The following is a 26,711-nucleotide window of genomic DNA, read 5'->3' on the forward strand; positions in this document are numbered from 1 at the left end:
GGGCGCAATCTGCGTGCGCACTCACTGGCACCGGCAGAATGCGACAGGCGGCGCACGATATGTGACCCGATTAATTCGAGGGAAACCATGCCTTTGCCTACCCCCCCCAGCAAGCTCGGCAATCTCCTGCCGCCTGACGAATACAAGGCCAAAGCCGCCAGCCCGGCGCGCTCCGCCGCGAAGAAACAGGCGGTCGTTGGGGAATCCGCAGAGTCGGCCGATTACGGCCGCGCGAACGTCGCCACGCCGATGGCGCACGCCGCCAATGCCGCGACCACCTTGCGGCCCGTGCCGGCATCGTCGACTACCGCTGTTGCGTCCGCATCCGCTGAACAGGCTGCTCCGGCGCGTGGTCGCAAATCGAAGCAGACCGCCGCGCTGCTGCAACCGGTTCCGGCCAGCCGTCCGCAAGCCGAGCCGGCTGCGCAGCCGGTCGTCGCCCGCGCGCCGAGCGCGAAGCAGGCTGAGGCGAGCACGCCCACGGCTGCCGCGCCGAGCACGCGCGGCACCATCAAGAAACGCGGCGCCGGCACCGAGCCGGTGGAAATGCAGAAGCTTTTCGTGCTCGACACGAACGTGCTGATGCATGATCCGAGCTGCCTGTTCCGTTTCGAGGAACACGACGTCTATCTGCCGATGATGACGTTGGAGGAACTCGACAACCACAAGAAGGGCATGTCGGAAGTCGCGCGCAACGCTCGCCAGGTGAGCCGCACGCTCGACGCGCTGGTGGCGAACGCCGGCAATATATCCGACGGCATTTCGCTAGCCCGTCTGGGCAGCCGTGAGGCTTCCGGACGTCTGTACTTCCAGACCAAGCTCAACGCCATCGAGCCGGTGGAAGGTCTGCCGGAAGGCAAGGCCGACAACCAGATCCTCGGCGTGGTCCGCGCGTTGCAGCGCGACCGGGCGGATCGCCAGGTCGTGCTGGTGTCGAAAGACATCAACATGCGCATCAAGGCGCATGCACTCGGCCTGCCGGCTGAAGACTACTTCAACGACCAGGTGCTCGAAGACAGCGATCTGCTGTATTCCGGCATCCGCGCGCTGCCGCAGGATTTCTGGACCAAGCACGCAAAGGGCATGGAAAGCTGGCAGGACACCAAGACCGGTACGACTTACTACCGTGTCACGGGTCCGCTGTGCGCCTCGATGCTGGTCAACGAGTTCGTCTATCTGGAGCCGCAGAACGGCGAGCCGGCGTTTCACGCGCTGGTGCGCGAGCTGAACGGCAAGACGGCGCTGCTGCAGACCTTGCGCGACTACGGCCACCACAAGAACAACGTGTGGGGCATCACGGCGCGCAACCGCGAGCAGAACTTCGCGCTGAACCTGTTGATGAATCCGGAGATCGACTTCGTCACGCTGCTGGGTCAGGCCGGCACCGGCAAGACGCTGGTCGCGCTCGCCGCCGGTCTCGCGCAGGTGCTGGACGACAAGCGCTACAACGAGATCATCGTGACGCGCGCAACGGTGCCGGTCGGCGAAGACATCGGCTTCCTGCCGGGCACGGAAGAGGAAAAAATGCAGCCGTGGATGGGTGCATTCGACGACAACCTCGAAGTCCTGCAGAAAACCGACGACGCAGCCGGCGAATGGGGCCGTGCAGCGACGCAGGAACTGATCCGCTCACGCCTGAAGGTCAAGAGCATGAACTTCATGCGTGGCCGCACGTTCGTGGACAAGTATCTGATCATCGACGAGGCGCAAAACCTGACGCCGAAGCAGATGAAGACGCTGGTCACGCGCGCGGGTCCGGGCACGAAGATCATTTGTCTCGGCAACATTGCGCAGATCGATACGCCTTATCTGACGGAAGGCAGTTCGGGCCTGACGTACGTGGTCGATCGTTTCAAGGGTTGGGCGCACAGCGGGCATGTGACGCTGGCGCGTGGCGAGCGTTCGCGCCTTGCGGATTACGCGTCGGAAATTCTTTAAGTTTCAGTTAGTTAGCTCTGAGCAGAAGCCGCGTCCGGAGTACTCCGGACGCGGCTTTTTTCTTGGCCGCGCGTTCCCGTCGGGCAACACTTAGCGCATGAACTTCAAGTAATTTGTCAAGAATTCTTGCCGGAGGAAGCGCCCAAGGGCTACCATCCGGAAATCGTTCGCCGTTAAATGGGCTTTTACCGCTCTCTTCGTCTTCATGCGCCGACTCGCCTTTTCGCTGCTGATCGTTCTTCTGCTCGCCGCCTGTGCCGGCGCGCCGCAGAAAACGTCGTCGCGCTCGGGAGGCTCGGTCGTGGTGGCGAACGGCGCTTATCATGCTCCGCCGCCCGGCTTCCCGAACTTCGTCGATCACAGCATCGGCCGCGAGGAAATCTCGATTCAGGCGATGAGTCTCGTCGGGATTCCATACCGTTGGGGCGGGAATACGCCGGATAGTGGCTTCGATTGCAGCGGATTAGTTCGCTATGTCGTCTTGCGTGCGGCCTCCGTGAATCTGCCGCGTACGACGGCCGACATGAGCGGGCGCGGCGAATCGATCGAACCGGACGGGATCGCGCCGGGCGATCTGATTTTCTTCAATACGACGGGGCGCGCGCATTCGCACGTCGGCATTTATGTGGGCAAGCTGCGCTTCGTCAACGCGCCGTCGACCGGCGGCACGGTGCGGCTCGACTATCTGACCAATCCTTATTGGGCCAAGCGTTTCGACGGGATCCGCCGCGTGGCCGGGCCGGCCGCGACACCGGCGCCGTTCGATACGCCGAGTTATCAGGCGGCGGCGCCGCAGCCTGAACGCGTCGTTTCGCCGGGGGCGCAGACGGCGCCAGCGTATGCGGGTGGAGCTGGTGTGACCGGTACTGCGGCTGCGGGTGCGCCAGCGTATGCAGGTAAGGCTGCAACCGTGGCGCCGACGTCGGCAAAGACTGCTACACAGGCGCCGCCGGTTTATGCCGCCGGCGCGCTGCAACCCCAATCGCAGCCGACGGCCCGCGTAGCGGCGACGCCGCGAGCGCCGTCTACGATCGAGGCGCAATCGACAACGACCGCGGCCGCGCCGCAAGCCGATCCGTTCGAACCGCCACCGCCGGGACTGAGCGCAGCGCAGATGCAGGCGCGTGCGGCAGGCGCGGTGTCGCCGACGCCGATTCCGGCCGCTCAAGCCAGCGCCTTCGACACCAACGCCGGCGCACCCGCTCAACAACAGGCGGCCACTTCACGCACGGCGCCGCAGATGGCGACCTCCCGTGCGCCCGATCCAATCGACGCCGCCGCCGACGCGTTCGACCCGCCGCCGCCCGCTTCCGTCGCCGCGCGCCAGGCTCGCCAGGCGCAGCAAGCCGATGAAAACGGCAGCGTGCAGATCATGCGGGCTTCGACGGGCGCGCGCGGCATGCCCGCGCCCACGCAAACCAACGACGACCCGATCGCCCGCTTCGCCAACGGCAATTTCTGACGCTGGGAAAGTCGATCACGATCCTCCACCTCACCACGACCCCACACACGACACCGCCCCCGCTGATCTGCTATCGTCATCGATATTCTTCCGACAGCGGGTGGCGACGATGGATCTCGGGCTCAAAGACAAGGTGGTGTTGATCACGGGCGGCAGCAAGGGAATCGGGTTCGCGTGCGCCCGCGCGTTCGCGCTCGAGGGCGCGAAAGTCGCGATCGTGTCGCGCGATCCCGCCAATCTCGCGCGCGCTTACGAGCAGTTGAAACAGGAAGGCCTGCACGTGCATCGAACCCGCGCCGATCTGCACGAACCGCACAGCGCCGCCGATATCGTCGAGGAAGTCAGCACCGCGGTCGGCCCGATCGACATACTGATCAACAGCGCCGGCGCCGCGCGCCGCTACGACCCGGAAACGCTCGACGCCGAAGCGTTCCGCGCCACCATGGAAGCGAAATACTTCCCCTACATCTATCCCCAGCAGGAAGTACTGCGCCGCATGGCCGAACGCGCCAAGTCCGGCAACGGCGGCGAGCCCGGCACAATCGTCAACATCATCGGTATGGGCGGCAAGATCGCGAGCGATATCCATATTGCCGGCGGCGCCGCGAACGCCGCGCTGATGCTCGCCACCGTCGGCCTCGCCCACTATTACGCGCGTTACGGCATCCGCATCAACGCGATCAATCCCGGCGCGACGCTGACCGAGCGTATCGAGGAAGCGGTCAAGCTGGAAGCCACGCAGCAAGGCATCGAGAGCGCGGAAGCGCTCGCGCGCGGGCAGGCCAAAGTGCCGCTCGGACGCTTTGCCAAACCGGAGGAAATTGCCGACGTCGCGCTGTTTCTGGCGAGCCGCCGCGCGAGCTATGTGACGGGCGCGATCGTCCCGATGGATGGAGCCAGCGCGCCGCTGATCTAGACGGCGCGCTTCGAACCCAGACAGGTTGATAGCGGCGGCGGGCAGCGCCGCCGCGCGGCTTACAGGAAACGGTGGCCGAGCCACCATGCGGCGCCGGAGAGCGCCGCGGAAGCCGGGATCGTCAGAATCCACGCCCACACGATGTTGCCGGCCACGCCCCAACGCACCGCGCTCAGCTTCTGCGTCGCGCCGACCCCGACGATCGCGCCGGTAATCGTGTGCGTGGTGGACACCGGAATGCCGAGCCACGAGGCAGTGAACAGCGTGATCGCCCCGCCCGACTCCGCGCAAAAACCGCCGACCGGCTTGAGCTTGGTGATCTTCTGACCCATGGTGCGGACAATGCGCCAGCCGCCGAACAGCGTGCCGACGCCCATCGAAAGATAGCAGCCGCCGATCACCCACAGCGGCGGCGCATCGGCGAAAGACGACGCATAACCGGTCGCGATCAGCAGCATCCAGATAATGCCGATGGTTTTCTGCGCGTCGTTGCCGCCGTGACCGAGGCTGTACAAGCCCGCCGACACCAGTTGCAGCCGCCGGAAACGGCGGTCGACCTTGCTCGGCGGCGTGCGGAAGTAGATCCACGACACCGCCAGCATGAAGAACGAGCCGAGCACGAAGCCGAGCAGCGGCGAAATGAAGATGAAGGCCACCGTCTTCATCAGGCCGTCGAAGTTGAGCGAGCCCCAGCCCGACTTGGCGAGCGCCGCGCCCACCAGGCCTCCGATCAGCGCATGCGAGGAGCTCGACGGAATGCCGTAATGCCAGGTGATGATGTTCCAACCGATCGCGCCGACCAGCGCCCCGAAAATCACGTAATGATCGACGATGTTCGGGTCGATCGTGCCCTTGCCGACGGTCGCGGCCACTTTCAGGTGGAACACGAAATACGCGATGACGTTGAAGGCCGCCGCGAACGCCACCGCCTGCTGCGGCTTCAGCACGCCGGTCGAGACGACCGTGGCGATCGAATTCGCCGCGTCGTGAAAGCCGTTCATGAAGTCGAAAACCAGTGCGACGGCGACCAGGCCGACGACGACCCAGATTGCGAGTTGTATCGATTGCATTATGCGTTTTCCAGCACGATGCCTTCGATGATGTTCGCTACATCTTCACACTTGTCCGTGATCGTTTCGAGCAATTCGTAGATCGCTTTGAGCTTGATCAGGGTCTTGACGTTGTCTTCTTCGCGGAACAGTTTCGACATGGCCGAGCGCAGCACGCGGTCGGCTTCCGATTCCAGACGGTCGATGTCCTCGCAGGCCTTCAGGATCTGGCTTGCCTGCTTCATGTCGGACAGCAGGCTCACCGCGAACTGCACGCGCTCGGAGGTTGCAGTGCAGATGTGCGCCAATTGGCTCGCCTCGGAGGTCACGGCCTGCACGTCATAAAGCGAAATGGCGGTGGCGACGTCTTCCATCAGGTCGAGGATGTCGTCCATCGTGGTGATCAGCTTGTGGATCTCGTCGCGGTCGAGCGGCGTGATGAACGTCTTGTGCAGCAGGTCGATGGTTTCGTGCGTGAGCTTGTCAGCGGCCTTCTCGGCTTTCTGCACGTTCTGCTTATGAGTCTCGGCGTCCTGCAGGTTGTCGATCAGCAGCTCGAGTTCGCGGCTTGCCGAGACGATGCACGTTGCGTGTGCATTAAAAATTTCAAAGAACTTGCCCTCGGTGGGCATGAATCGACCGAACATTGGGATCCCGAAAATTGGTCACATTATGGCTGACATAAAACCGCCACATTGTACCGTCGCGAGACCCGGGCCGCACTCGCGAAAGCGTCGTTACAACGACGCTCCAGTTATCGCTTCACTTCTGCGCGAATTTGCGTTTTTAGTCGCTGTAGAAATTCTGCGCGCCCGCAAAGTTGTCGAACTTCGTGAATTGACCATGGAACGTGAGCCGAACAGGGCCGATCGGACCATTGCGCTGTTTGCCGATAATAATTTCGGCTGTGCCCTTGTCCGGACTGTCCGGGTTGTACACTTCGTCGCGGTAGATGAACAGGATCACGTCGGCATCCTGTTCGATAGCACCGGATTCGCGCAAGTCGGACATGATCGGCCGCTTGTTCGGGCGCTGTTCAAGACCACGGTTGAGCTGCGACAAGGCGATCACCGGTACGTCGAGTTCCTTGGCGAGACTCTTCAGCGACCGCGAGATTTCCGAGATTTCGGTGGCGCGGTTTTCACCTGACGACGACCCGCTCATCAGCTGCAAATAGTCGATGATGATCAGGCCCAGCTTGCCGCACTGGCGCGACAACCGGCGCGCGCGCGAGCGCAATTCCATCGGGTTCAGACCGCCGGTTTCGTCGATGAAAATCTGCGCCTCGCTCATTTTCTGCACGGCATGCGTGAGCTTTGGCCAATCCTCGTCGGTCAGACGCCCGGTTCGCATACGGTGCTGATCCAGCCGCCCGACCGAGCCGAGCATACGCATGGTGAGTTGCGAACCCGGCATTTCCATCGAGAACACCGCGACCGGCAGGCCGTACTCGACCGCCACGTATTCGCCGATGTTCATCGAAAACGCCGTTTTACCCATCGACGGACGGCCAGCGACGATGATCAACTCGCCACCGTGCATGCCCGAAGTCATGCGGTCCAGATCGACAAAGCCCGTCGGCGTGCCGGTCACATCGCTCGGATTGGCCGTGTGATACAGCGTGTCGATCCGCTCGACCACTTGCGTGAGCAGCGGCCCGATTTCGAGGAAGCCTTGCGTGCCGCGCGCACCGTCTTCGGCGATCGAAAACACCTTCGACTCTGCCTCGTCGAGCAACTGACGCACTTCTTTACCCTGCGGGTTGAAGGCGTCGGCTGAAATTTCATCGGCGACCGACACCAGCCGGCGCAACACCGCGCGATCGCGCACGATTTCCGCGTAGCGGCGGATATTGGCGGCGCTCGGCGTGTTCTGCGCCAACGCGTTCAGATACGCCAGACCGCCGACCTCTTCCGCCTTGCCCGAGGTGCCGAGCGCTTCGTACACGGTAATCACGTCGGCCGGACGCGTGGCCGCGATCAGCTTGCCGATGTGCTCGAAGATGATGCGGTGGTCGTAGCGGTAAAAATCGCTCTGCGACAGGAAATCGGCGATGCGGTCCCACGCGGCATTGTCGAGCAGCAGGCCGCCCAGCACCGATTGCTCGGCCTCGATCGAATGCGGCGGGACTTTCAGCGACTCGAGTTGGGGATCTTTGGACGGTGCGTTCATGGAGAGGGATTATCGGGCAAATCGGGGGCGCGCGGGCGGCCGCGGCGAGCGGGAAAAACAAAAAAAACAGGCACAAAAAAGGCAGGGGCCGGTTACCCGGCCCCTGCCCTTCGCCAGCAACGTCCTGGCAAATACTACTTGATGCTTAGACGTGTTCGCCGATCACAGCCACCGTCACATCGACCACGACGTCGGTGTGCAGCGAGATCTGAACTGCGTGCTCGCCAACCAGCTTCAGCGGGCCTTCCGGCAGACGCACTTGCGCCTTCTCCACTGCGAAGCCTTGCTTGACCAGGGCTTCAGCGATGTCCGCGTTCGTCACCGAACCGAACAGACGGCCGTCGACGCCAGCCTTCTGATTGATCTGAACGGTCGAGCCACCCAGCTTTTCGCCTTGAGCGGTAGCTGCAGCCAGCTTTTCAGCGGCGACTTTTTCCAGTTCTGCGCGACGCACTTCGAATTCAGCCAAAGCTTCTTTCGTTGCACGGCGAGCTTGCTTGTTCGGGATCAGGAAGTTACGAGCGTAACCGTCCTTGACCTTCACGATATCGCCCAGGTTGCCCAGATTGACGACTTTTTCCAGAAGAATAATTTGCATTCGGAGACTCCTTATCGCGTCGTCGGGTTAGGCCTTGTGCTGGTCGGTGTACGGCACCAGCGCGAGGAAACGTGCGCGCTTGATTGCCGTGTCCAGCTGGCGTTGATAGTGCGACTTCGTACCCGTGAGACGCGCCGGCGTGATCTTGCCGTTTTCGCCGATGAAGTCCTTCAGCGTTTCGAGGTCTTTGTAGTCGATGTGATCGACGCCAGCGGCCGTGAAACGGCAGAACTTCTTGCGCTTGAAGAGCGGATTTTGTTGCTGACGACGCTTGTCGAATTTCTTACCAGTCGGGCGGGGCATGTTCAGTCCTTTCCAATGTCCTGCAATGCTGTGATGTGAAATACCAGAGTTCTCGCGTTGCGGTGCTTTTTTGCCAGAAAGCCTGTGAAGAGCGTTTCCACGCCCATCTGACAACTTTCGAGCTTACCGCTCGCCTCGCCTGCGGCTACCGCCTGCATGGTCAGTTCGACTTGCCGGGCAATGCCGGCTTCGACGACTTCCGTGCGGTGGTGCAACGTGCAGCCTGCAATCGGAACGCCGGCGGGGGTATACCGCACCGGTTCGCGTTCGACGACGCTGGCCGTAAGTTGCAGCCGGTTCATGTAGCCTTCGACGAGAACGACGCTTTGATCTGGTAGCTTAAATAGTGTGTCTTAAGCCTGCGCTTCGGACGGTTGCGTAGCAGCCGACTTCTTGGCTTCTTCGCGCTGCACTTCCTTCATCATCGGCGACGGGCCGGTTTCGGCCTTCTTCATCTTGACGATCAGGTGACGCAGAACAGCGTCGTTGAACTTGAATGCGTGTTCCAGCTCGTCGAGCGTGGTTTGGTCGCATTCGATATTCATGCAGACGTAGTGAGCCTTGGCGAGTTTCTCGATCATGTAGGCCAGTTGGCGACGGCCCCAGTCTTCGATACGGTGGATCTGGCCACCGTGCGAGGTGATCGTGGACTTGTAACGCTCGATCATTGCGGGCACCTGCTCGCTTTGATCCGGGTGCACGATAAATACGATTTCGTAATGACGCATATTCACTCCTTGTGCTGACTTATGGATTAAAGCCACCCGGGCGTCGAACCGGTGTGGCAAGTGAGAAGCCAAAGAGTGTAACCCGATTAGGGCCGGGTTGCAAGATATCCCGTTATTGCAAGGCGCGAATCGGGTGTGTTTTCAAGGGTTTAGGCGGCGGCGCCGCAACGTGGACCGACGCAGCCTCTCGCGCCGGGCGGCCTGAAACAATCAGTGAAGCCTGAGCAGCGAAACCCACTCGCCCCGGCGGCCTGCGGGCCGCAAGGGCCGCCCAGCGGCCGTTTGCGGTCTATGAACCGGTTTCCGTGCGCTCGCTGCCGCTTTGCAGACGCGCCTTCAGCGCCACTTCCAGCCCCTTCAGCGCATCCGGCGCGGCGTCCGAGATCGCCCACCAGGTCATGCCTTCCGCATTCCAGTGTGCGATCGAATAGCCTTCGCGGCCGAGCGTCGCCGGCACCGGGCCGCTGGAGGCGGTCTGCGGAAAGACGTACACGTCGATCACGTGCTTTTGATAGCGGTACACCAGCACGGCCACCCGCTGATGCGCGAGGTAATCGAGGCGGCCGCCCTCCAGCGCGAAGCCGTTCGCCGCGAGATCCTCGACCGGCGGCGAATAGTCGAGCCGGCCGTTGAACCACGGCTTGACCGTATGCCGATCCGTCGAAATCACGTCGATGTCGCGCCCCGAGACCTGCGCGCGCACGTGGCTTTCTATCAGCTCGTCGGCGAATGGTCCGAAATCCGCCGGCCGGTGCAGGTTCAGCGCCACGCCCGCCGCCGCCGCGCACAGCGCGAGCACCAGCACTGTCAGCCAGCCGCGGCCGAACACGCCGCCGGAGCCCACCGCTCCGCCGCCTGAGCCGCCTGAGCCGCCTGAGCCGCCTGAGCCGCCGGCACCGGTTGGCAAGCCGAAGCCGCCTTGCGGCGCACGCATACCGTCCAGCAAACGATCGAGCCAGCCGCGCCGCGCACGTTCGCGCGGCGGCGCCTTGACGTCGGCAACCGGCGCCTCGGCCGCCGCGACCGGCTCGTCGACGGACGGCAATCCGGCGATGATCCGCTCGCGCAGCGACTGCGGCGCACGATGATAAGGCGCCGCGCGCACCGCGCCGCTCAAGGCCCGCAGGTTCTCGCTTTCGCGCCGGCAGGCGTCGCAGCTCTCGATGTGCTGCTGGACACGCAGGGCATCCGGCGCGGGCAATTCGTGATCGGCGTTCGCGTCGAGGAGCGGCCGCGCTTCATTACAGTCCATCTGGCGTCTCCTGAGCGCTGCCGGCGGCGGTGCCGCCTGGCGTGTTGAGTGGCCGGCCGTTGGCGGACGCCCGCAATGGGGTCACGCTCGCCGTGGCCGATCTGCCTGGGCCGGACGCCGCGCACGCCGACGATCTGTGCGAAGCAGCTCCACCCCCCTGCTTCTCCATAAGCAACGCGGCAAGCTTGCGACGCCCCCGCGCGAGCCGGGACATAACCGTGCCGATCGGCACGTCGGCCACCGCCGCGATCTCCTTGTAACCCATTTCCTCCAGCTCCCGCAGCATCAGCACTTCCCGATATTCGACCGGCAACTGTGCAAGCGCCTCGTGCACGCGCTTCGTGTCCTCGTCGCGGATCAGGAGCGCCTGCGGATCGGTGCCGCCGACGCTCCAGCCGTCGAACGAGGCGTCGTCCATGGTGTCGTCGAACTCCACCGTTTCGTGCGACGACGAACGTCGTCGCCATTCCGTGTACCAGGTGCGCCGGACGATCGCCAGCAGCCACGGCCGCGCCGAATCGCCGCGAAACGTGTCGAAGAAGCGGAATGCGCGCATGAACGCTTCCTGCACGACATCGTCGGCATCGCTTGCGTTACCGCACAACCAGCGCGCAAGGTTATACGCGGCGTCGAGGTGCGGCAGCGCCATCTGCTGAAAGCGCTGGCTTCTCGCTGCTTCGGACTCGCCGTGCGCGCGGACAGGTTCTGAATCGGTCTGGACCACCTCGGCCCTCCAGGGCATTGCGGGCTATGCGATGTAGCTCGTCGGGACACTCTATGCAACGGATAACCGGCCATTTGCCGAGTTTATTCCCGCCGCCGCGCGGAATCCGCAAAAAATCTGACCGAACCGCCGGCGCGGCTACCGCTAGTAAGCCGGGCGGTTCCAGTAATCCTCGCTGGCGTAGACCTCTTTCAGATAATCGATGAAGTACCGAACCTTGGCCGGCACATACCGCTGCTGCGGGTAGACGGCGAGAATGTCGTAGTCGGGCAGAGCGAACTCGTCGAGCACGGTCTCCAGCTCGCCGCGCGCCAGTTGCTGCTGAATCTCCCATGTGGAGCGCCAGCCGAGCCCGAGACCTTCGGATACCCAGCGGTGCAGCAATTCACCGTCGTTGCAGTCGAGCGTGCCGCCCACCCGCACCGTCGCCAGCTTGCCGTTGCGGCGGAAATACCAGCCGCGGTTCTGGCCGCCTTGCAGATTGAACGCGAGACAGTTGTGCTGTGGCAGGTCTTCGAGCGTTTTCGGCCTGCCGTGCTGGCGAAAATACTCCGGCGTGCCGCACACCACGCGCCGGTTCGACGCCAGCTTGACCGCCACGAAGTTCGGATCGACCGAGCCGCCGATGCGGATCGACAGGTCGTAACCCTCGCGCACCAGATCCACCACCCGGTCGGTCAGATTGAACGACACCTGTAATTCCGGCTTGTCGGCGAGAAACACCGGCGCAAGCGGCGCGACGTGCTTGCGCCCGAACGCGGCCGGCGCCGACACGATCAGATGGCCGTTCACGGCGCGCCGCCCGGCGCTCAGTTCGTTTTCCGCCTGATCCCATTCGGTGAGCAGACCCCGGCAGCGCTCGAGAAACGCGGCGCCGTCTTCGCTGACCACGAGGCGTCGCGTCGAGCGGTACATGAGCTTCACGCCGAGCCGCTTTTCCAGCGCGTCGATACGGCGGCCGAGAATCACCGGCGACACGCCCTCTTCCAACGCGGCCGCCGCCAGGCTGCCCGCATCCGCGACACGCACGAAAGTTTCGATCTGTTTGAAGCGGTCCATTTTTGCCTCCCTTCTGCGGGTCCCGATGCCAGTCTGCGGGTCATTCCATACTTTTTGTTTCGAAATAAGCGACCCGGACTGATCTTATCAAACCTTTCCGTCAGGCCTAAAGTGCATTCAACACTTTTAATTCGCCCATCCCCAAGACATTCAGGAGACATTCATGGCCAAGATGAGAGCCGTCGACGCAGCCGTGCTGGTGCTCGAAAAAGAAGGCATCGACACCGCATTCGGCGTTCCGGGCGCAGCGATCAACCCGTTCTACTCGGCCATGCGCAAGGCAGGCAACATCAGCCACGTGCTGGCGCGCCACGTCGAAGGCGCGTCGCATATGGCCGAAGGCTATACTCGCGCTCAGCCGGGCAACATCGGCGTGTGTATCGGCACGTCGGGCCCCGCCGGCACCGACATGATCACCGGTTTGTACTCGGCTCAGGCCGACTCCATTCCTATTCTCGCCATCACGGGCCAGGCGCCGCGCGCGCGTCTGTACAAGGAAGATTTCCAGGCCGTCGATATCGAATCGATCGCCAAGCCCGTCACCAAGTGGGCCGTCACCGTGCGTGAACCGGCGCTGGTGCCGCGCGTGTTCCAGCAGGCATTCCACCTGATGCGCTCGGGCCGTCCGGGTCCGGTGCTGGTCGACCTGCCGATCGACGTGCAGCTCGCCGAAATCGAATTCGACATCGACACGTACGAACCGCTGCCGGTCTACAAGCCAAAAGCATCGCGCAAACAGATCGAAGCCGCGCTCACCTTGCTGAATAACTCGGACAAGCCGCTGATCGTCTCGGGTGGCGGCGTGCTGAACGCAGCCGCTGAAGACCTGCTCGTCACGTTCGCCGAAACCATCGGCGTGCCGGTGATTCCGACGCTGATGTCGTGGGGCGCGATTCCCGACGACCATCCGCTGATGGCCGGTATGGTCGGCCTGCAAACCTCGCACCGCTACGGCAACGCGACGATGCTCGCCTCGGATTTCGTGCTCGGCATCGGCAACCGTTGGGCGAACCGTCACACGGGCAGCGTCGAGGTGTACACCAAGGGCCGCAAGTTCGTGCACGTCGACATCGAACCGACGCAGATCGGCCGCGTATTCGGCCCGGATCTGGGCATCGTGTCGGACGCGAAGGCCGCGCTCGAACTGTTTGTCGAAGTGGCAAAGGAATGGAAAGCCGCGGGCAAGCTGAAGGATCGCAGCGCATGGGTCGCCGACTGCCAGGAACGCAAGCGCACGATGCATCGCAAGACGCACTTCGACAACGTGCCGATGAAGCCGCAGCGCGTCTACGAAGAGATGAACCAGGTGTTCGGCCGCGACACGTGCTACGTGAGCACGATCGGTCTCTCGCAGATCGCCGGCGCGCAGTTCCTGCACGTCTACAAGGCGCGCAACTGGATCAACTGCGGCCAGGCCGGCCCGCTCGGCTGGACGATTCCGGCAGCGCTCGGCGTGCGTGCGGCTGACCCGCAACGTCCGATCGTCGCGCTCTCGGGCGACTACGACTTCCAGTTCATGATCGAAGAGCTGGCAGCCGGCGCGCAATTCAAGCTGCCGTACGTGCATGTGGTGGTGAACAACTCGTACCTCGGCCTGATCCGCCAGGCACAGCGCGCGTTCGACATGGACTTCTGCGTGCAGCTCGGCTTCGAGAACATCAACGCACCGGAGATGAACGGCTACGGCGTGGATCACGTCGCCGTCGCCGAAGGTCTGGGTTGCAAGGCGATCCGCGTGTTCAAGCCCGAAGAACTGAAGCCCGCGCTGTTGAAGGCGCAATCGATGCTCTCCGAGTTCAACGTGCCGGTGATCGTCGAAGTGATTCTCGAACGTGTGACCAACATTTCGATGGGCACCGAGATCGACGCGATCAACGAGTTCGAGGAACTGGCCGCCAAGCGCGAAGACGCACCGACCGCGATCAGCATGCTCGACTGAGCAAGTCGACTGATGCATTAAAAAAATCGAGCATCACGTGAGCGCGGTTCAGCAACACCGCACCGCCTCACGCAGCCATTCCACTGACCGACCAGAGAGACAGACGCACCATGCCGAAATTTGCAGCGAATCTCACCATGCTGTTCAACGAAGTCCCGTTCCTCGACCGCTTTGCGGCCGCGGCGGACGCGGGCTTTCACGCCGTCGAATTTCTGTTTCCGTATCCGTTTCAGATCGCTGAATTGAGCGAGCGTCTGCAGCAGAACCGCCTGAAGCTGGTGCTGCACAACCTGCCTGCGGGCAACTGGGAAGCCGGCGAACGCGGCATTGCGTGCCTGCCGGATCGCGTGAGCGAATTCCAGGAAGGCGTGGGCCGCGCGATCGAATACGCGAAAGCACTGAAGGTGCCGCAACTGAACTGCCTCGTCGGCATTCCGACAGCGGGCGTGGATGCGGACAAGGCGCGCTCGACCATCGTCGACAATCTGCGCTTCGCCGCGGGCGAACTGAAGAAGGCCGGCATCAAGCTGCTGGTCGAGCCGTGCAATTCCTATGACATTCCGGGTTTCGCATTGAATCGTTCGGGCGAAGGCCTCGACGTGATCCGCGCAGTCGGTTCCGACAATCTGTTCCTGCAATACGACATCTATCACATGCAACGGATGGAAGGCGAACTCGCGGCGACCATCAAGAAGAACCTGCCGCAGATCGCGCACATCCAGCTCGCCGACAACCCGGGCCGCAACGAACCGGGCACCGGCGAAATCAACTACCCGTTCCTGTTCGATCTGCTCGACTCGCTCGGCTACGACGGCTACGTCGGCTGCGAATACAAACCGCGCACGACGACCACCGCCGGCCTCGGCTGGGTGCAGAGCGTGGCCGGGCAAAAGCGCGGCGCGGCGCACGCCGCCGCCTGAGCGCCGCATCGCCTGATTGCCGGGCGGGATCAGGCGCTCGACGCCCCGAAGCAAGTCCCTCGCGGGACCCCAAACAACACTGGAGATTTAGACACATGGCAAAGATCGGTTTTATCGGCCTCGGCATCATGGGCGCGCACATGGCGCGCAACCTCATCAAGGGCGGTCACTCGCTGTTCGTGAATGGCGCGTACCCGGTGCCGGAAGATCTGAGCAAAACGACGAGCGTGGTCGCGAATTCGACCGCCGTCGCGCAGGCCGCCGATATCGTCATCATCATGGTGCCGGACACGCCGGATGTCGCCAACGTGCTGTTCGCCGACGACGGCGTCGCCGCCGGCCTCTCGAAGGGCAAGCTCGTGATCGACATGAGCTCGATCTCGCCGCTCGACACGCAAGCGTTCGCGAAGAAGATCAACGCGCTCGGCGTCGATTATCTGGATGCGCCGGTCTCCGGCGGCGAAGTCGGCGCGCGCGAAGCGACGTTGACGATCATGGTGGGCGGCCCGGAAAAAGCGTTCGCCACGGCCAAGCCGCTGTTCGAACTGATGGGCAAGAACATCTCGCTGATCGGCGACAACGGCGCGGGTCAGACGTGCAAGGTCGCGAACCAGATCATCGTGGCGCTGAATATCGAAGCCGTGGCCGAAGCGCTGCTGTTCGCGTCGCGCTCGGGCGCCGATCCGGAACGTGTGCGCAAGGCTTTGATGGGCGGCTTCGCCTCGTCGCGAATTCTCGAAGTGCACGGCGAGCGCATGACCAAACGCACTTTCGATCCGGGCTTCCGCATCGAACTGCACCAGAAGGATCTGAACCTCGCACTGGACGGTGCACGCAAGCTCGGCATCGCCCTGCCGCATACGGCAAGCGCGCAGCAACTGTTCAGCGTGTGCGCGGCGAACGGTGGCAAGGCGTGGGATCACTCGGCGATGGTGCGCGCACTCGAAATCATGGCGAATTTCGAAGTCGCGCAAGCGCCGGGCAGCGAAGCCAAGGCAGCATAAGGAAGCAATACGGACTGCCGTGATCGTTGCGTGAGCAACGTCATGGCAGTCGCAGGTGGGGCGCCCGGTTCGTCGTGCGACATGCACGGCGGAACGGGCAAATCGTGCCGCTCTGGGCTGAGAGCGGCAAGTGGGGTCCGCAGCGGCACCCGGCGGCGCCGGGGAAGCCTTGGTCGGTCAGACGTCGTCGTCGGGTGTCCGGCTGTCGGATTTCATGTTTAACGATGCTTATGCTTTTTCGGCCAAACTCTCGCAGCGGGTGCATCACGCACGCCGCTCGCCGGCACCTCTCTTAGCAGCGTCCCTTCTACGCAGGCCCGCAAGTCCGCTTGCATTTGCTTTCAACTCCGTCCCCTTTGCTCGACCTTTTTTGACACATCGGTCCGCGCTTTTCTCCTACACTCGTTGAGTCTGGTTGCGGGCGTGTCAGCGTTCAAGTGCGGCTTGCCGATCATGGCAACGCGTGTCCTCTGCTTCATTCGCCCGGTTTTTAACCAGTGTTCCAACCAGTGTTCAACCCGTAAGCGGCATGTGCTTGCGCCAGTAACCTCTCTGCAAAGGATTCAGAATGAGCATCTTCGGTGACATCGTACATAAGCTCTTTGGCAAAGCGAAACCGGACCAGCCTGCGCCCACTGTCGAGCCGACACCTGATCCGGCAGCCGCGCAAGCTGCCGCACCGGCGGCTACCCCGGCGCCCGCGCCGCTGGCCGACGTCGACGTCGCTGTCGTCATGGACCAGTTCGTGAGCGAGAGCGGCCAAACGTTGAACTGGCGCACGTCGATCGTCGACACGTTGAAAGCGCTCGGCGTGGACAGCAGCCTCGATCATCGCAAGGAACTCGCCAAGGAACTGAAGTACACCGGCGACACGAATGATTCGGCAAGCATGAACATCTGGCTGCACAAACAGGTGATGGTGGCATTGGCAGCTAACGGCGGCAAGTTACCGCCGGATCTGGCGAACTGACTGCTTGCCGACGCCGCCTCGTTGCGGCGCAAGCAATAAGCCTCAAGCTGAAACGACGACGCGGCGCTCGGGTCGATGACCAGGGCGCCGCGTTGTCATTCAAGCTTCATGTGCGGGACACGGTTCTGACTTTGAAGCCGGCCTGTCCGCGCTGAATCGATCAGTACGTATCAAATAACTTCTGCAACGCCACCGGCCCGGTAGCGCCCGCAGCCAATGCCAGCATCAGCAGCACGCGCGCCTTGTACGGATTCAGCGAACCCGCGCTGACGAAACCGAGTGCATCGTCGGCGGCCGCGCCGTTGCGCATTACGTGCCCCGAACCCACGCGCGACGCACGCACCACCGCGACGCCTTGCGAGGCGGCATCGGCGAGCGCCTGCTGCACCGAGGCGTGAATCGAGCCGTTGCCCGTGCCCGCCACGACGATTCCGCGCACGCCGGCGGCAACCAGCGCATCCACGGCAATGCGCGACACGCCCGCGTAGCTCACCACGATCTCCACATGCGGCCACTTCGCGCCGATCACGAACTCGGTAGTAAGCGTATGCGGACGCACCACGTCGCGCTGGAATTCGACGCGGCCGTCCTGCACCCAGCCGAGCGCGCCGATTTCGGGCGAATGAAACGCATCGACCGCATAGGTGCTCGTCTTGACCACGTCGCGCGCGCTGTGGATCTTGTTGTTGAAGGCCACCAGCACGCCCTGCCCGCGCGAACTCGCCTGCGCCGCGACCGTCACGGCGTTCAGCAGATTCAGCGGGCCATCGGCGGATAGCGCCGAGGCCGGGCGCATGGCCGCCGTCAGCACGACCGGCTTGTCCGACTTGACGGTCAGATGCAGCAGATAGGCGGTTTCTTCGAGCGTGTCGGTGCCGTGCGTGACCACCACGCCGTCGATCTCATCGTCGGCGAGCAGCGTGTTGATGCGTTGCGCGAGCGTGGTCCACAGCGGCATCGCCATGTCCTTGCTGTCGACGCTGGCAATCTGCTCGCTCTCCATGCGCGCCACCGTGGACAAGGCCGGCACTACGGCCAGCAGTTGCTCGACGCCGATCACCCCGGCCTGATAACCCGAGGTATTGGTGGCGCTCGCGGCCGCGCCGGCAATCGTGCCGCCGGTCGCCAGGACGACGATGCGCGGCAGCAGTGGCGTGGCGCCTTCGTCTGAAGGTATAGCGGAAGAAGAAGTCGAAGTATTCATGGCGGCGATTGTAAGCGATGCGCCGCACGCCGCCATGCGTGAAAAAACGGATGTCCGTTCGTTTCGGGGTTGCGTGAAGCCGGCGCTCTGTGCACCACACGTTTGCGTGGCGTTTGCATCAGGGCCAGCCACAAACCGCATGAAGTCCGCACTGCCCAACGCCGCGATGAATTCGCACGGCGCCGTTCACGCGTTGCGCCGGACCGCGACGATCCGGCGCATCCGTCAAACCGCTTCGCGCAACTGCGCGGCGATATCCGCTTCGTTCAATTGCGGCGCGAACATCTCGATCAACCGGTAAGCGTACGCGCGCAGGAACGCGCCCTTGCGCAAGCCGACCCGCGTCGTGCTCGCCTCGAACAGATGCTGCGTGTCGAGCGCGACCAGTTCCGTGTCGCGCTTCGGGTCGTAGGCCATCGCCGCGACCACGCCGATGCCCATGCCGAGTTCGACGTAGGTCTTGATCACGTCGGCGTCGATCGCGGTCAGCACGACGTCGGGCAACGCGCCCGCTTTCGCGAAGGCCTGGTCGATATGCGAGCGGCCCGTGAAATCCTGGTCGTAAGTGACGATCGGGAATTCGGCGATCTCGTCGAGCGTCAGATTCGGCCGGCCCACCAGCGGATGATCCTTCGGCACGACCACCACGTGATGCCACGAATAGCACGGGAACGTGACGATATCCGGGAAACGGTCGAGCGCTTCGGTGGAGATGCCGATATCCGCTTCGCCGTTGATGATCATCTGCGCGATCTGTTGCGGACTGCCCTGGCGCAGCGCCAGATGCACTTTCGGGAACACCTCGGTGAATTGACGGATCACCTTCGGCAACGCATAGCGCGCCTGCGTGTGGGTGGTCGCCACGACGAGGTGGCCGCTATCCTGATCGGCGTACTGGCGCGCCACGCGGCGCAGATTCTCGGCGTCGAGCAGCATCCGCTCGATCAGTTGATGCACCGCCTTGCCCGGCTCGGTGAGGCCCGTGAGGCGCTTGCCGCGTCGAATGAAAATGTCGACGCCGAGTTCGTCCTCCAGATCCTTGATCTGTTTCGATACGCCCGACTGCGACGTGTACAGCACGTTCGCCACCTCGGTCAGATTCATGTTCTGACGCACGGCTTCGCGCACAAAGCGCAATTGCTGAAAATTCATCTTGATGTCTCCGGTTTTGCCAGAGTTAAGTTATTTGAGTTCGATCGAAACGCCGAGTCGTGTTGCTGTTGGTGCGCGCCTAACCGCGCTCACTGCGCGGGAAACACGCGCAATGCACGCGGCACCGCCGTCACGCCGTCACCGATCGAGAGCTGCAGATCGCGCCACGCTTCACGGTCGAGTTCGGCTTCGAGCAGGTTGCCCTCGCGGCCCGCGAGTTCGACCCGCACCGAGCCGCCCAGCGTCACCACGCGCCGCACGTCGACGACAATGCCTTCGCGATGGCCCGACGCCTGCGGGTACAACTGCAGATCGTGCGGACGCACATACGCGAACGCCGGGCCGCTGAAATCGGCCTTGATGGAAACCGGCAGCGCCGCGCCGTCCACCACGAAGCCGCTCGCGTCGACGTTGCCGTGCAGGCGGTTCGCCGCGCCGAGAAACTCGTAGACGAACGAGGTCTGCGGATGGTCGTACACGTCCTGCGGACTGCCCACCTGCTCCACGTGCCCGCGATTGAGCACGACGATACGGTCGGCCACTTCGAGCGCTTCTTCCTGATCGTGCGTGACGAAGATCGTCGAGATATGCAGATCGTCGTGCAGGCGCCGCAACCAGCTGCGCAGTTCCTTGCGCACCTTCGCATCCAGCGCGCCGAACGGTTCGTCGAGCAGCAGCACTTTCGGTTCCACGGCCAACGCGCGCGCGAGAGCGATACGTTGCCGCTGGCCGCCCGACAGTTCCGACGGATAGCGTTGCGCGAGCCAGTCGAGCTGCACCAGCTTGAGCAGCTCATGCACCTTCTCGCGGATCACCGCTTCCGAAGGACGCTCCTTGCGCGGCTTCACGCGCAAGCCGAACGCCACGTTCTCGAACACCGTCATATGGCGGAACAGCGCGTAATGCTGGAACACGAAGCCCACTTCCCGCTCGCGCGCGCCGACCGTCGCCACGTCCTGGCCTTGCAGCACGACCTGGCCGCCGTCGGCGTATTCGAGTCCCGCGATCACGCGCAGTAAGGTCGTCTTGCCACAACCCGATGGCCCGAGCAGCGCAACCAGTTCACCCGGCGGAAAGTCGAGCGAGACGTTATCGAGCGCGACGAAATCGCCGAAGCGCTTCTGCAGGTTACGAACGGTGATACCCATTACAGCTCTCCTTGCTTGAGCGGGTGTTGCTGCGATGCTTGCGTTGTGTGTGTTGCGCGGGTTGCGGGTTTTGCGTCCCCCGGCGGCGTGACGGGACCAGCGTATGCGGGCACGTCGCGCGCGGCCGACAGTTCCGCCGACATATGGCGCTCGGCGAGCAGCTTCAGGCCGAGCGTCACGAGTGCGAGCAGCGCCAGCACCGACGCCACGGCGAACGCCGCCGAGAAGTTGTATTCGTTGTAGAGAATTTCGACGTGCAGCGGCATCGTGTCGGTCTGGCCGCGAATATGGCCCGACACCACCGACACCGCGCCGAACTCGCCCATCGCCCGCGCGTTGCACAGAATCACGCCGTACAGCAGGCCCCATTTGACGTTGGGCAGCGTCACGCGGCGGAAGATCTGCCAGCCCGACGCGCCGAGCACGTGCGCGGCTTCTTCTTCGTCGTTGCCTTGTGCCTGCATCAATGGAATCAGTTCACGCGCGACGAACGGGAACGTGACGAAGATCGTCGCCATCACGATGCCCGGCACCGCGAAAATGATCTGCACGTTGTGATCCTGCAGCCACGGGCCGAACCAGCCCTGCGCGCCGAACATCAGCACATAGATCAAGCCCGAGATCACCGGCGACACCGAGAACGGCAGATCGATCAGCGTGGTCAGCAGCGCTTTGCCGCGGAACTCAAACTTGGCGATACACCACGAAGCCACAAGACCGAACACGAGGTTCAGCGGCACCGCGATCGCGGCGGTGATCACGGTGAGCTTGATCGCCGAAAGCGCGTCCGGATCGGCGAGCGATTCCAGATAGAAGCCAAGCCCTTTGTTCAACGCCTGATAGAACACGGCGGCGAGCGGCACGACGAGAAACAGCGCGAGAAACAGCAGCGCGACGCCGGTCAGAATCCAGCGCACGACAGGCGGCTCGGTGACCGGATCGGGCCGGCGCGCAACGTTCAGCGGCGCGCGCGGCGCCACGGCCACCGTCGCGGCTGTACCTGCGTTCTTCACGGAATCGCGGCTCATTGCGCACCTCCGCCGACACCGATCGCCGCGACACTCGCAACGGCGGGCGCCGGGCCGGCGCCGCCACGGCTCGTGCGGCGCTGTAAAAACCACTGCAATGTATTGATCAACAACAGCATCAGGAACGACACGACCAGCATCACGACCGCGATGGCCGTCGCGCCCGCGTAGTCGTATTGCTCGAGCTTGGTGATGATGAGGAGCGACGTGATTTCCGACTTCATCGGCACGTTGCCGGCGATGAAAATCACCGAACCGTATTCGCCGAGCGCGCGCGCGAACGCCAGCGCGAAGCCCGTCAGCAAAGCCGGAAACACCGCCGGCAACACCACACGGCGAAACGTCAGCCAACGCGACGCACCGAGGCACGCCGCCGCTTCTTCCTGCTCACGTTCGAACTCTTCGAGCACCGGCTGCACCGTACGCACGACGAACGGCAAGCCGATGAACGTCAGCGCGACCAGCACGCCCGCCGGCGTAAACGCGATCTTCAGGCCGAGCGGTTCGAGAAACTGCCCGATCCAGCCGTTGCCCGCGTACACGGCCGCGAGCGAAATGCCGGCCACCGAGGTGGGCAGCGCGAACGGCAGATCGACCACGGCATCGACAATGCGCTTGAACGGAAACGTATAGCGCACCAGCACCCACGCCACCAGAAAGCCGAACACCGCGTTGATCAGCGCGCCGCCGAGCGCGGAAAAGAAGGTCAGCCGATACGACGCGAGCACGCGCGGCGAGCTCACCGCGCGCACGAACTGGCTCCAGTCGAGCGTAGCGGTCTTAAGAAAGGTCGCCGCAAGCGGAATCAGCACCACGAGGCTCAGATAAGCCACCGTGATGCCGAGTGTCAGGCCAAAACCGGGCAGCGCGCTCGGTTTTCGGAAGGTCAACGTCGTCATGCTCGTTACTCGTTCAGGTTGATGCTCGTGTTGCCGGCCGCCGGGCCCTGGCGGCCAAAAGCGCGCCCCATGGGGCGCGCTCGGGAGTGACGCGCTGCCGCGTCGTTTTGCCTATGCCTTTGCCGATTCAGGCAGCGGGCGTGTTACTGCGGCTGATAGATCGAATCGAACACGCCGCCGTCGGCAAAGTGCGTCTTCTGCGCGTTGGTCCAGCCGCCGAACGAATCGTCGATCGTGTAGAGCTTCAGCTTCGGAAACTTGGCGGTCAGCTCGGCCGGCACCTTGTTCGAACGCGGACGGTAGAAGTTCTTCGCCGCGATCTCCTGGCCTTGCTCGCTGTACAGGAAGTTCAGATACGCTTCGGCGACCTTGCGCGTGCCGTGCTTGTCGACGACCTTGTCCACCACCGCGACCGGCGGCTCAGCCAGAATGCTCACCGACGGCACCACGATCTCGAACTTCTCCGGACCGAATTCCTTCAGCGACAGGAACGCTTCGTTTTCCCATGCGATCAGCACGTCGCCGATACCGCGTTGCACGAAGCTGGTGGTCGCGCCGCGCGCGCCCGAATCCAGCACGCCGGCATTCTTGTACAGCTTGCCGACGAATTCCTTGGCCTTCTGATCATTGCCGCCCGGTTGATGCTCGGCATACGCCCAGGCCGCGAGGTAGTTCCAGCGCGCGCCGCCCGAGGTCTTCGGATTCGGCGTGACGATCGACACGCCCGGCTTGGTCAGATCGTCCCAGTCCTTGATGTGCTTCGGATTGCCCTTGCGCACCAGAAACACGATCGTCGACGTGTACGGCGACGCGTTATCCGGCAAACGCTTCTGCCAGCCCTTGTCCAGCAAACCCTTGTTGGCCAGTGCGTCGATGTCGTAAGCGAGCGCCAGCGTCACCACGTCGGCCTGCAGACCGTCGAGCACCGAGCGCGCCTGCGCGCCGGAGCCGCCGTGCGACTGCTTGAAGGTGATCGTCTCGCCCGTCTTCGCCTTCCACTCCTTGCCGAACGCCTGATTGACGTCCTGGTACAGCTCGCGCGTCGGGTCGTAGGACACGTTGAGCAGCGTCGTGTCGGCGGCGTGCGCCTGCGCCATCACGCCGAGCGCGCCGGCCGCGCCCAATGCGAGCGCCGCGATCAGTTTCTTCGTCCTGCCTGCCAGCCCCGTACCTTGGTGATTCATGTCAACTTTCTCCGCGTTGTCCGCTGAAACAGCGTGTGGTGTCTTTTTTGCGTCGCGGTCACGTGCACATGAACGCCAACTGGAGGCCAGTCTATCGAAGGGCTTTCATCATTAAAAATAATGTTTCTTCATTCTTTAATACTCAAAAGTGGTAATGACAGCTGGATAAGGCGTTGCGGCGCGAAAACGGGTGTTGGAGCATCGCTTGACGGCGCTGGAACGCCACCCTTCACCCCGAACTTAAAGTAAAGCTTGAATTGCGCCGAATACTGTATAAAAATACAGTCACCTGTTCATACATACAGTGGCGCCATGACCAAACTCACCGCACGACAGCAGCAGGTTTTCGATCTGATCCGCAGGGCTATCGAACGCACCGGCTTTCCGCCCACCCGCGCGGAGATCGCCGCCGAACTGGGTTTCAGCTCGGCGAACTCGGCAGAAGAACATCTGCGCGCGCTCGCTCGCAAGGGCGTGATCGAACTCGCGGCCGGCGCATCGCGCGGCATTCGCCTGCTGGCCGGTCCGGAAGACTCGCCGCACCAGTTCACGCTGCCGCACGCCAGCATCATGCAATTGTCGCTGCCACTGATCGGGCGCGTCGCCGCCGGCAGCCCGATCCTCGCCCAGGAACATATCTCGCAGCACTACGCCTGCGACCCGGCGCTGTTCTCGAGCAAGCCGGATTACCTGCTGAAGGTGCGCGGGCTGTCCATGCGCGACGCGGGCATCTTCGACGGCGACCTGCTCGCGGTGCAAAAGCGCAGCGAAGCGAAAGACGGCCAGATCATCATTGCCCGGCTGGGCGACGATGTCACGGTCAAGCGCCTGAAGCGCCGGCCGAACGGGCTCGAACTGATCGCCGAGAACCCCGATTACGAAAACATCTTCGTTGAAACCGGCAGTGCGGAGTTCGCGCTGGAGGGTATCGCCGTGGGGCTGATTCGCCCCGGCGAGTTCTAACCCGCTTGAACCCGCTTGAACCCGCTTACCCGTTCGACAGAATAAAAAGCCGCGTCAATGTCGCATCAACGCTGCATCAACGTCGCATCGTCTGGAGAGTCTCATGGAACGTCTTGCCCGCCTGCTGCCCTTTCGCCAGTTCGGTCGTCTGCGTCACCTTCGCAAGCTGGTGCCCTGCTCACTGATCGAGGCGGCCACGCTCAGCACGCCGTCGCTGTTCGATTCGCCCGCGGCTGCGTCGAGCTTGCCGTCGTCGTTGCCGGCGTTTGCCCGCGTGTCGTTGAATTCGGGTTTGAATACGGCCGAACCGGCGCGTCGCGCACCGGTGCGGGTTTATCACGGGCCATCGCGTCTCATCATGGTCGGCACGATGGACGCGGTTTGCCGCATGATCGACCGCTGCATCGCCGATGAAGCCAACGTGCACGGCGCGGTGTTCGAGTCTTGATGACCCTGTCTTGAACGGGATGGCGAGAGATTGCATTGCGTGGGATCGTTTTCGCGTGGCCGCGGTCCACGTTAGATCACACCTGATGGAGAGTCCCACTCGATGGCAGTTCCGAAACGTACCCAACACGGCAGCAGAGGCGGCGCCACCAAGCCGCTGATCGTCACGCTAGTCGTGATCGCGGTGATCGCCGCACTGGGGTTTGCTTATGCGTCACCGTACATCGCGCTGAACAATCTCAAACGCGCGGCCGATGCGCGCGACGCGCAAACGGTCAACCAGTACGTCGACTTCCCTGCGTTGCGTGAAAGCCTGAAGGAACAAGTCGCCGGCCTGCTGACACGCCGGCTTGGCGCGCATAGCAACGGCAATCCATTGGCCGCCATTGGCGCGATGATCGGCGTCGCGTTGATCGGTCCGCTCGTGGACGCGTATGCGACACCGGACGGCGTGGCGGCCTTGCTCAACGGCATGCCGCCGCGCGGCGATCCGGGTGAGCGGCCGCCTGCGCCGCCGGCCGCGAACAATCCGCCGGACGCCGCCGCGACTCCGCCTGCACCTGCTGCGCCCCCCGCCGGTAACGCGGCGAATGGGAATGCCAACGCCACGCCCCCGCAGCCGCCACAAACCACGGCGGGCTATCGCGGCTTCAACGAATTCGTCGTCACGTACCAGCATGGCGCAGGCGACGCGCGTTACTCGGCGATCTTTCAGCGCGAGGGTGTATTCACGTGGAAGCTGGCCGCGGTCAATCTGAACGAGTGATCGCGACAGGTCGGCTTTGTTTGGCGCGGATCTTTGGGTCGCGCCAATTGTTCAGCCAGTCGTGCAGCGACTTCGTCATGACGTCGAGGCCACCAGGTAGGTGAGGCCGGAGTACCCGGCCTCCAGTCAACCGCCCCGCTCAGTGACCGACACGCGCCTCAAGCCGCCGCCTGCTGCTGCTCCTGCGCCGAAGAACACGCTACCAGAATGCTGCACGAAACACGGTCGAGCAGCGGCGTATTGCCCGCGCCCATCCACCATCGTGACAAGCCCGTGCGGCAGCGGTGGCCGACCACGACCAGGTCGACATGCAGCTCGTTGGCGAGGTTGGCGATCTCATCGATCGGATGTCCGAATGCGAAATGCCCTTGTGCGGTCACGCCTCGTTCCGTGAGCCAGTCCACGCCTTCCTGCAGAATATCGCGAGCGGTCTTTTCGAAACTGCCACAGGCCACATCGGTCAGCAGGCCCGCGCTTTGCGCAATGCTCGAACGCATATCGACCACCGACAGCAAATGCGTTTCCGCTTTCAGATCCAACGCCAGGTCGGCGCCGCAACGCAGTGCTTTGCGGCCTTCGCGCGAGCCGTCGTAGCACAGCAGGATTTTCTGGTAGCTCGCCATGATTTTTTCTCCCTTCGCGCGGGACGCGCGATTCGCAATTAATCATGGTGCGCCGCAATTCAGGTTGCAAGGGATGGAAAACGCTAACTGTGCGCTGACCGCCCTCTAACCACGCCCTAAACAGGTGCGCGAGCCGCCCGCAGGGTCTCCGCGTGCCGATGCCGCAGTGCAAGAAACCGACGTCGGATTGTCGGGGCAAACCAACAGCGTCCCGCCGATGCCCTAGAATAGGCCGCCTCCCCGACCACTCAGGTCATTCACGT

General features: G+C 63.2%; 27 protein-coding genes. 10 read left to right on the forward strand and 17 right to left on the reverse strand.

What is annotated here, in order from left to right:
* The first annotated feature begins 87 nt into the window (after positions 1-87).
* The 3 genes from PQR54_RS17700 to PQR54_RS17710 all read left to right on the forward strand — a co-directional run bounded on the left by PQR54_RS17700 (position 88) and on the right by PQR54_RS17710 (position 4,316).
* Entirely contained in the window at positions 88-1,938 is a 1,851-nt protein-coding gene (locus PQR54_RS17700) for a PhoH family protein (protein WP_408247829.1), read from the forward strand.
* Positions 1,939-2,143: 205 nt separating this feature from the next.
* On the forward strand, positions 2,144-3,400 hold the full coding sequence (locus tag PQR54_RS17705; RefSeq protein ID WP_408247831.1) for an NlpC/P60 family protein: 1,257 nt from the start codon (positions 2,144-2,146) through the stop codon (positions 3,398-3,400).
* 109 nt (positions 3,401-3,509) lie between these two features.
* A complete protein-coding gene (locus tag PQR54_RS17710; RefSeq protein ID WP_408247833.1) occupies positions 3,510-4,316 on the forward strand; it encodes an SDR family oxidoreductase in 807 nt (268 codons plus the stop codon).
* Between the two features lie 59 nt (positions 4,317-4,375).
* Here the strand turns inward: PQR54_RS17710 and PQR54_RS17715 are convergent, their stop codons facing one another.
* From PQR54_RS17715 to PQR54_RS17760, 10 genes are all read right to left on the reverse strand, one after another.
* A complete protein-coding gene (locus PQR54_RS17715) occupies positions 4,376-5,386 on the reverse strand; it encodes an inorganic phosphate transporter (protein ID WP_408247835.1) in 1,011 nt (336 codons plus the stop codon).
* On the reverse strand, positions 5,386-6,012 hold the full coding sequence (locus PQR54_RS17720; protein WP_012432805.1) for a DUF47 domain-containing protein: 627 nt from the start codon (positions 6,010-6,012) through the stop codon (positions 5,386-5,388). The genes PQR54_RS17715 and PQR54_RS17720 overlap by 1 nt, the downstream gene beginning before the upstream one ends.
* Before the next feature lie 139 nt (positions 6,013-6,151).
* Positions 6,152-7,537: a replicative DNA helicase gene (locus PQR54_RS17725; protein ID WP_074763850.1), complete on the reverse strand. Its 1,386-nt coding sequence runs from the start codon at positions 7,535-7,537 to the stop codon at positions 6,152-6,154.
* 145 nt (positions 7,538-7,682) lie between these two features.
* Entirely contained in the window at positions 7,683-8,135 is a 453-nt protein-coding gene (rplI, locus tag PQR54_RS17730; RefSeq protein ID WP_408247837.1) for a 50S ribosomal protein L9, read from the reverse strand.
* Between the two features lie 27 nt (positions 8,136-8,162).
* On the reverse strand, positions 8,163-8,438 hold the full coding sequence (gene rpsR, locus PQR54_RS17735; protein WP_007182109.1) for a 30S ribosomal protein S18: 276 nt from the start codon (positions 8,436-8,438) through the stop codon (positions 8,163-8,165).
* A gap of 2 nt (positions 8,439-8,440) precedes the next feature.
* On the reverse strand, positions 8,441-8,740 hold the full coding sequence (gene priB, locus PQR54_RS17740; RefSeq protein WP_007182110.1) for a primosomal replication protein N: 300 nt from the start codon (positions 8,738-8,740) through the stop codon (positions 8,441-8,443).
* A gap of 51 nt (positions 8,741-8,791) precedes the next feature.
* Entirely contained in the window at positions 8,792-9,166 is a 375-nt protein-coding gene (gene rpsF, locus PQR54_RS17745; RefSeq protein WP_006048823.1) for a 30S ribosomal protein S6, read from the reverse strand.
* Between the two features lie 289 nt (positions 9,167-9,455).
* Complete coding sequence (locus PQR54_RS17750) at positions 9,456-10,418, reverse strand: anti-sigma factor family protein (RefSeq protein ID WP_408247841.1); 963 nt, start codon at positions 10,416-10,418, stop codon at positions 9,456-9,458.
* The gene (locus tag PQR54_RS17755; protein WP_408247844.1) at positions 10,408-11,142 is read right to left on the reverse strand and encodes an RNA polymerase sigma factor; all 735 of its coding nucleotides are present in this window, start codon (positions 11,140-11,142) and stop codon (positions 10,408-10,410) included. Before PQR54_RS17755 ends, PQR54_RS17750 begins: the two co-directional genes overlap by 11 nt.
* Before the next feature lie 144 nt (positions 11,143-11,286).
* Positions 11,287-12,201 (reverse strand): LysR family transcriptional regulator, encoded by a 915-nt coding sequence (locus PQR54_RS17760; protein ID WP_408247846.1) that lies wholly within the window; start codon positions 12,199-12,201, stop codon positions 11,287-11,289.
* A 163-nt stretch (positions 12,202-12,364) separates the two neighbouring features.
* Here PQR54_RS17760 and gcl point away from each other — a divergent pair, with 163 nt between their 5' ends.
* The 4 genes from gcl (at position 12,365) to PQR54_RS17780 (ending at position 17,034) form a co-directional block, all read left to right on the forward strand.
* A complete protein-coding gene (gcl, locus tag PQR54_RS17765) occupies positions 12,365-14,140 on the forward strand; it encodes a glyoxylate carboligase (RefSeq protein ID WP_408247849.1) in 1,776 nt (591 codons plus the stop codon).
* A gap of 110 nt (positions 14,141-14,250) precedes the next feature.
* Positions 14,251-15,060, forward strand: a complete 810-nt coding sequence (hyi, locus tag PQR54_RS17770; protein WP_408247851.1) for a hydroxypyruvate isomerase — start codon at positions 14,251-14,253, stop codon at positions 15,058-15,060.
* A gap of 95 nt (positions 15,061-15,155) precedes the next feature.
* Positions 15,156-16,064, forward strand: a complete 909-nt coding sequence (locus tag PQR54_RS17775; RefSeq protein WP_408247853.1) for a 2-hydroxy-3-oxopropionate reductase — start codon at positions 15,156-15,158, stop codon at positions 16,062-16,064.
* 568 nt (positions 16,065-16,632) lie between these two features.
* Entirely contained in the window at positions 16,633-17,034 is a 402-nt protein-coding gene (locus PQR54_RS17780; RefSeq protein WP_408247855.1) for a DUF3597 domain-containing protein, read from the forward strand.
* A gap of 160 nt (positions 17,035-17,194) precedes the next feature.
* Here PQR54_RS17780 and PQR54_RS17785 read toward each other — a convergent pair whose 3' ends face one another.
* The 6 genes from PQR54_RS17785 to PQR54_RS17810 all read right to left on the reverse strand — a co-directional run bounded on the left by PQR54_RS17785 (position 17,195) and on the right by PQR54_RS17810 (position 23,649).
* Complete coding sequence (locus tag PQR54_RS17785; RefSeq protein WP_408247857.1) at positions 17,195-18,238, reverse strand: asparaginase; 1,044 nt, start codon at positions 18,236-18,238, stop codon at positions 17,195-17,197.
* A gap of 225 nt (positions 18,239-18,463) precedes the next feature.
* Entirely contained in the window at positions 18,464-19,390 is a 927-nt protein-coding gene (locus PQR54_RS17790; RefSeq protein ID WP_106283582.1) for a CysB family HTH-type transcriptional regulator, read from the reverse strand.
* Positions 19,391-19,479: 89 nt separating this feature from the next.
* Positions 19,480-20,538: a sulfate/molybdate ABC transporter ATP-binding protein gene (locus PQR54_RS17795; protein ID WP_012432793.1), complete on the reverse strand. Its 1,059-nt coding sequence runs from the start codon at positions 20,536-20,538 to the stop codon at positions 19,480-19,482.
* Entirely contained in the window at positions 20,538-21,566 is a 1,029-nt protein-coding gene (gene cysW / locus PQR54_RS17800) for a sulfate ABC transporter permease subunit CysW (protein WP_408247859.1), read from the reverse strand. Before cysW ends, PQR54_RS17795 begins: the two co-directional genes overlap by 1 nt.
* Entirely contained in the window at positions 21,563-22,465 is a 903-nt protein-coding gene (gene cysT / locus PQR54_RS17805) for a sulfate ABC transporter permease subunit CysT (RefSeq protein ID WP_408247861.1), read from the reverse strand. The genes cysW and cysT overlap by 4 nt, the downstream gene beginning before the upstream one ends.
* Before the next feature lie 143 nt (positions 22,466-22,608).
* Positions 22,609-23,649, reverse strand: coding sequence for a sulfate ABC transporter substrate-binding protein (locus PQR54_RS17810; RefSeq protein ID WP_408247863.1), 1,041 nt, complete (start codon positions 23,647-23,649; stop codon positions 22,609-22,611).
* Positions 23,650-23,961: 312 nt separating this feature from the next.
* On the opposite strand from PQR54_RS17810, the gene lexA reads away from it, so the two are divergent.
* The 3 genes from lexA (at position 23,962) to PQR54_RS17825 (ending at position 25,825) form a co-directional block, all read left to right on the forward strand.
* Positions 23,962-24,612 carry a transcriptional repressor LexA gene (lexA, locus tag PQR54_RS17815; RefSeq protein WP_012432789.1) on the forward strand — a complete coding sequence of 217 codons (651 nt, stop codon included), beginning with the start codon at positions 23,962-23,964 and terminating at the stop codon, positions 24,610-24,612.
* A 103-nt stretch (positions 24,613-24,715) separates the two neighbouring features.
* The gene (locus PQR54_RS17820) at positions 24,716-25,060 is read left to right on the forward strand and encodes a hypothetical protein (RefSeq protein ID WP_408247865.1); all 345 of its coding nucleotides are present in this window, start codon (positions 24,716-24,718) and stop codon (positions 25,058-25,060) included.
* A 102-nt stretch (positions 25,061-25,162) separates the two neighbouring features.
* Positions 25,163-25,825: a DUF2939 domain-containing protein gene (locus PQR54_RS17825; protein ID WP_408247867.1), complete on the forward strand. Its 663-nt coding sequence runs from the start codon at positions 25,163-25,165 to the stop codon at positions 25,823-25,825.
* A 158-nt stretch (positions 25,826-25,983) separates the two neighbouring features.
* Here PQR54_RS17825 and PQR54_RS17830 read toward each other — a convergent pair whose 3' ends face one another.
* The gene (locus PQR54_RS17830; protein WP_012432786.1) at positions 25,984-26,448 is read right to left on the reverse strand and encodes a universal stress protein; all 465 of its coding nucleotides are present in this window, start codon (positions 26,446-26,448) and stop codon (positions 25,984-25,986) included.
* Positions 26,449-26,711 lie beyond the last annotated feature (263 nt).

The sequence above is a fragment of the Paraburkholderia phytofirmans genome (assembly GCF_046028095.1).
GTDB classification, from domain to species: Bacteria; Pseudomonadota; Gammaproteobacteria; order Burkholderiales; family Burkholderiaceae; genus Paraburkholderia; species Paraburkholderia phytofirmans_A.

Excerpts from the sequence above, each read along its gene's own strand:
- PQR54_RS17700 (WP_408247829.1), top strand. The coding sequence starts at position 88 with ATGCCTTTGCCTACCCCCCCCAGCAAGCTCGGCAATCTCCTGCCGCCT.
- PQR54_RS17705 (WP_408247831.1), top strand. The coding sequence starts at position 2,144 with ATGCGCCGACTCGCCTTTTCGCTGCTGATCGTTCTTCTGCTCGCCGCC.
- PQR54_RS17710 (WP_408247833.1), top strand. The coding sequence starts at position 3,510 with ATGGATCTCGGGCTCAAAGACAAGGTGGTGTTGATCACGGGCGGCAGC.
- PQR54_RS17715 (WP_408247835.1), bottom strand. The coding sequence starts at position 5,386 with ATGCAATCGATACAACTCGCAATCTGGGTCGTCGTCGGCCTGGTCGCC.
- PQR54_RS17720 (WP_012432805.1), bottom strand. The coding sequence starts at position 6,012 with ATGTTCGGTCGATTCATGCCCACCGAGGGCAAGTTCTTTGAAATTTTT.
- PQR54_RS17725 (WP_074763850.1), bottom strand. The coding sequence starts at position 7,537 with ATGAACGCACCGTCCAAAGATCCCCAACTCGAGTCGCTGAAAGTCCCG.
- rplI (WP_408247837.1), bottom strand. The coding sequence starts at position 8,135 with ATGCAAATTATTCTTCTGGAAAAAGTCGTCAATCTGGGCAACCTGGGC.
- rpsR (WP_007182109.1), bottom strand. The coding sequence starts at position 8,438 with ATGCCCCGCCCGACTGGTAAGAAATTCGACAAGCGTCGTCAGCAACAA.
- priB (WP_007182110.1), bottom strand. The coding sequence starts at position 8,740 with ATGAACCGGCTGCAACTTACGGCCAGCGTCGTCGAACGCGAACCGGTG.
- rpsF (WP_006048823.1), bottom strand. The coding sequence starts at position 9,166 with ATGCGTCATTACGAAATCGTATTTATCGTGCACCCGGATCAAAGCGAG.
- PQR54_RS17750 (WP_408247841.1), bottom strand. The coding sequence starts at position 10,418 with ATGGACTGTAATGAAGCGCGGCCGCTCCTCGACGCGAACGCCGATCAC.
- PQR54_RS17760 (WP_408247846.1), bottom strand. The coding sequence starts at position 12,201 with ATGGACCGCTTCAAACAGATCGAAACTTTCGTGCGTGTCGCGGATGCG.
- gcl (WP_408247849.1), top strand. The coding sequence starts at position 12,365 with ATGGCCAAGATGAGAGCCGTCGACGCAGCCGTGCTGGTGCTCGAAAAA.
- hyi (WP_408247851.1), top strand. The coding sequence starts at position 14,251 with ATGCCGAAATTTGCAGCGAATCTCACCATGCTGTTCAACGAAGTCCCG.
- PQR54_RS17775 (WP_408247853.1), top strand. The coding sequence starts at position 15,156 with ATGGCAAAGATCGGTTTTATCGGCCTCGGCATCATGGGCGCGCACATG.
- PQR54_RS17780 (WP_408247855.1), top strand. The coding sequence starts at position 16,633 with ATGAGCATCTTCGGTGACATCGTACATAAGCTCTTTGGCAAAGCGAAA.
- PQR54_RS17785 (WP_408247857.1), bottom strand. The coding sequence starts at position 18,238 with ATGAATACTTCGACTTCTTCTTCCGCTATACCTTCAGACGAAGGCGCC.
- PQR54_RS17790 (WP_106283582.1), bottom strand. The coding sequence starts at position 19,390 with ATGAATTTTCAGCAATTGCGCTTTGTGCGCGAAGCCGTGCGTCAGAAC.
- PQR54_RS17795 (WP_012432793.1), bottom strand. The coding sequence starts at position 20,538 with ATGGGTATCACCGTTCGTAACCTGCAGAAGCGCTTCGGCGATTTCGTC.
- cysW (WP_408247859.1), bottom strand. The coding sequence starts at position 21,566 with ATGAGCCGCGATTCCGTGAAGAACGCAGGTACAGCCGCGACGGTGGCC.
- cysT (WP_408247861.1), bottom strand. The coding sequence starts at position 22,465 with ATGACGACGTTGACCTTCCGAAAACCGAGCGCGCTGCCCGGTTTTGGC.
- PQR54_RS17810 (WP_408247863.1), bottom strand. The coding sequence starts at position 23,649 with ATGAATCACCAAGGTACGGGGCTGGCAGGCAGGACGAAGAAACTGATC.
- lexA (WP_012432789.1), top strand. The coding sequence starts at position 23,962 with ATGACCAAACTCACCGCACGACAGCAGCAGGTTTTCGATCTGATCCGC.
- PQR54_RS17820 (WP_408247865.1), top strand. The coding sequence starts at position 24,716 with ATGGAACGTCTTGCCCGCCTGCTGCCCTTTCGCCAGTTCGGTCGTCTG.
- PQR54_RS17825 (WP_408247867.1), top strand. The coding sequence starts at position 25,163 with ATGGCAGTTCCGAAACGTACCCAACACGGCAGCAGAGGCGGCGCCACC.
- PQR54_RS17830 (WP_012432786.1), bottom strand. The coding sequence starts at position 26,448 with ATGGCGAGCTACCAGAAAATCCTGCTGTGCTACGACGGCTCGCGCGAA.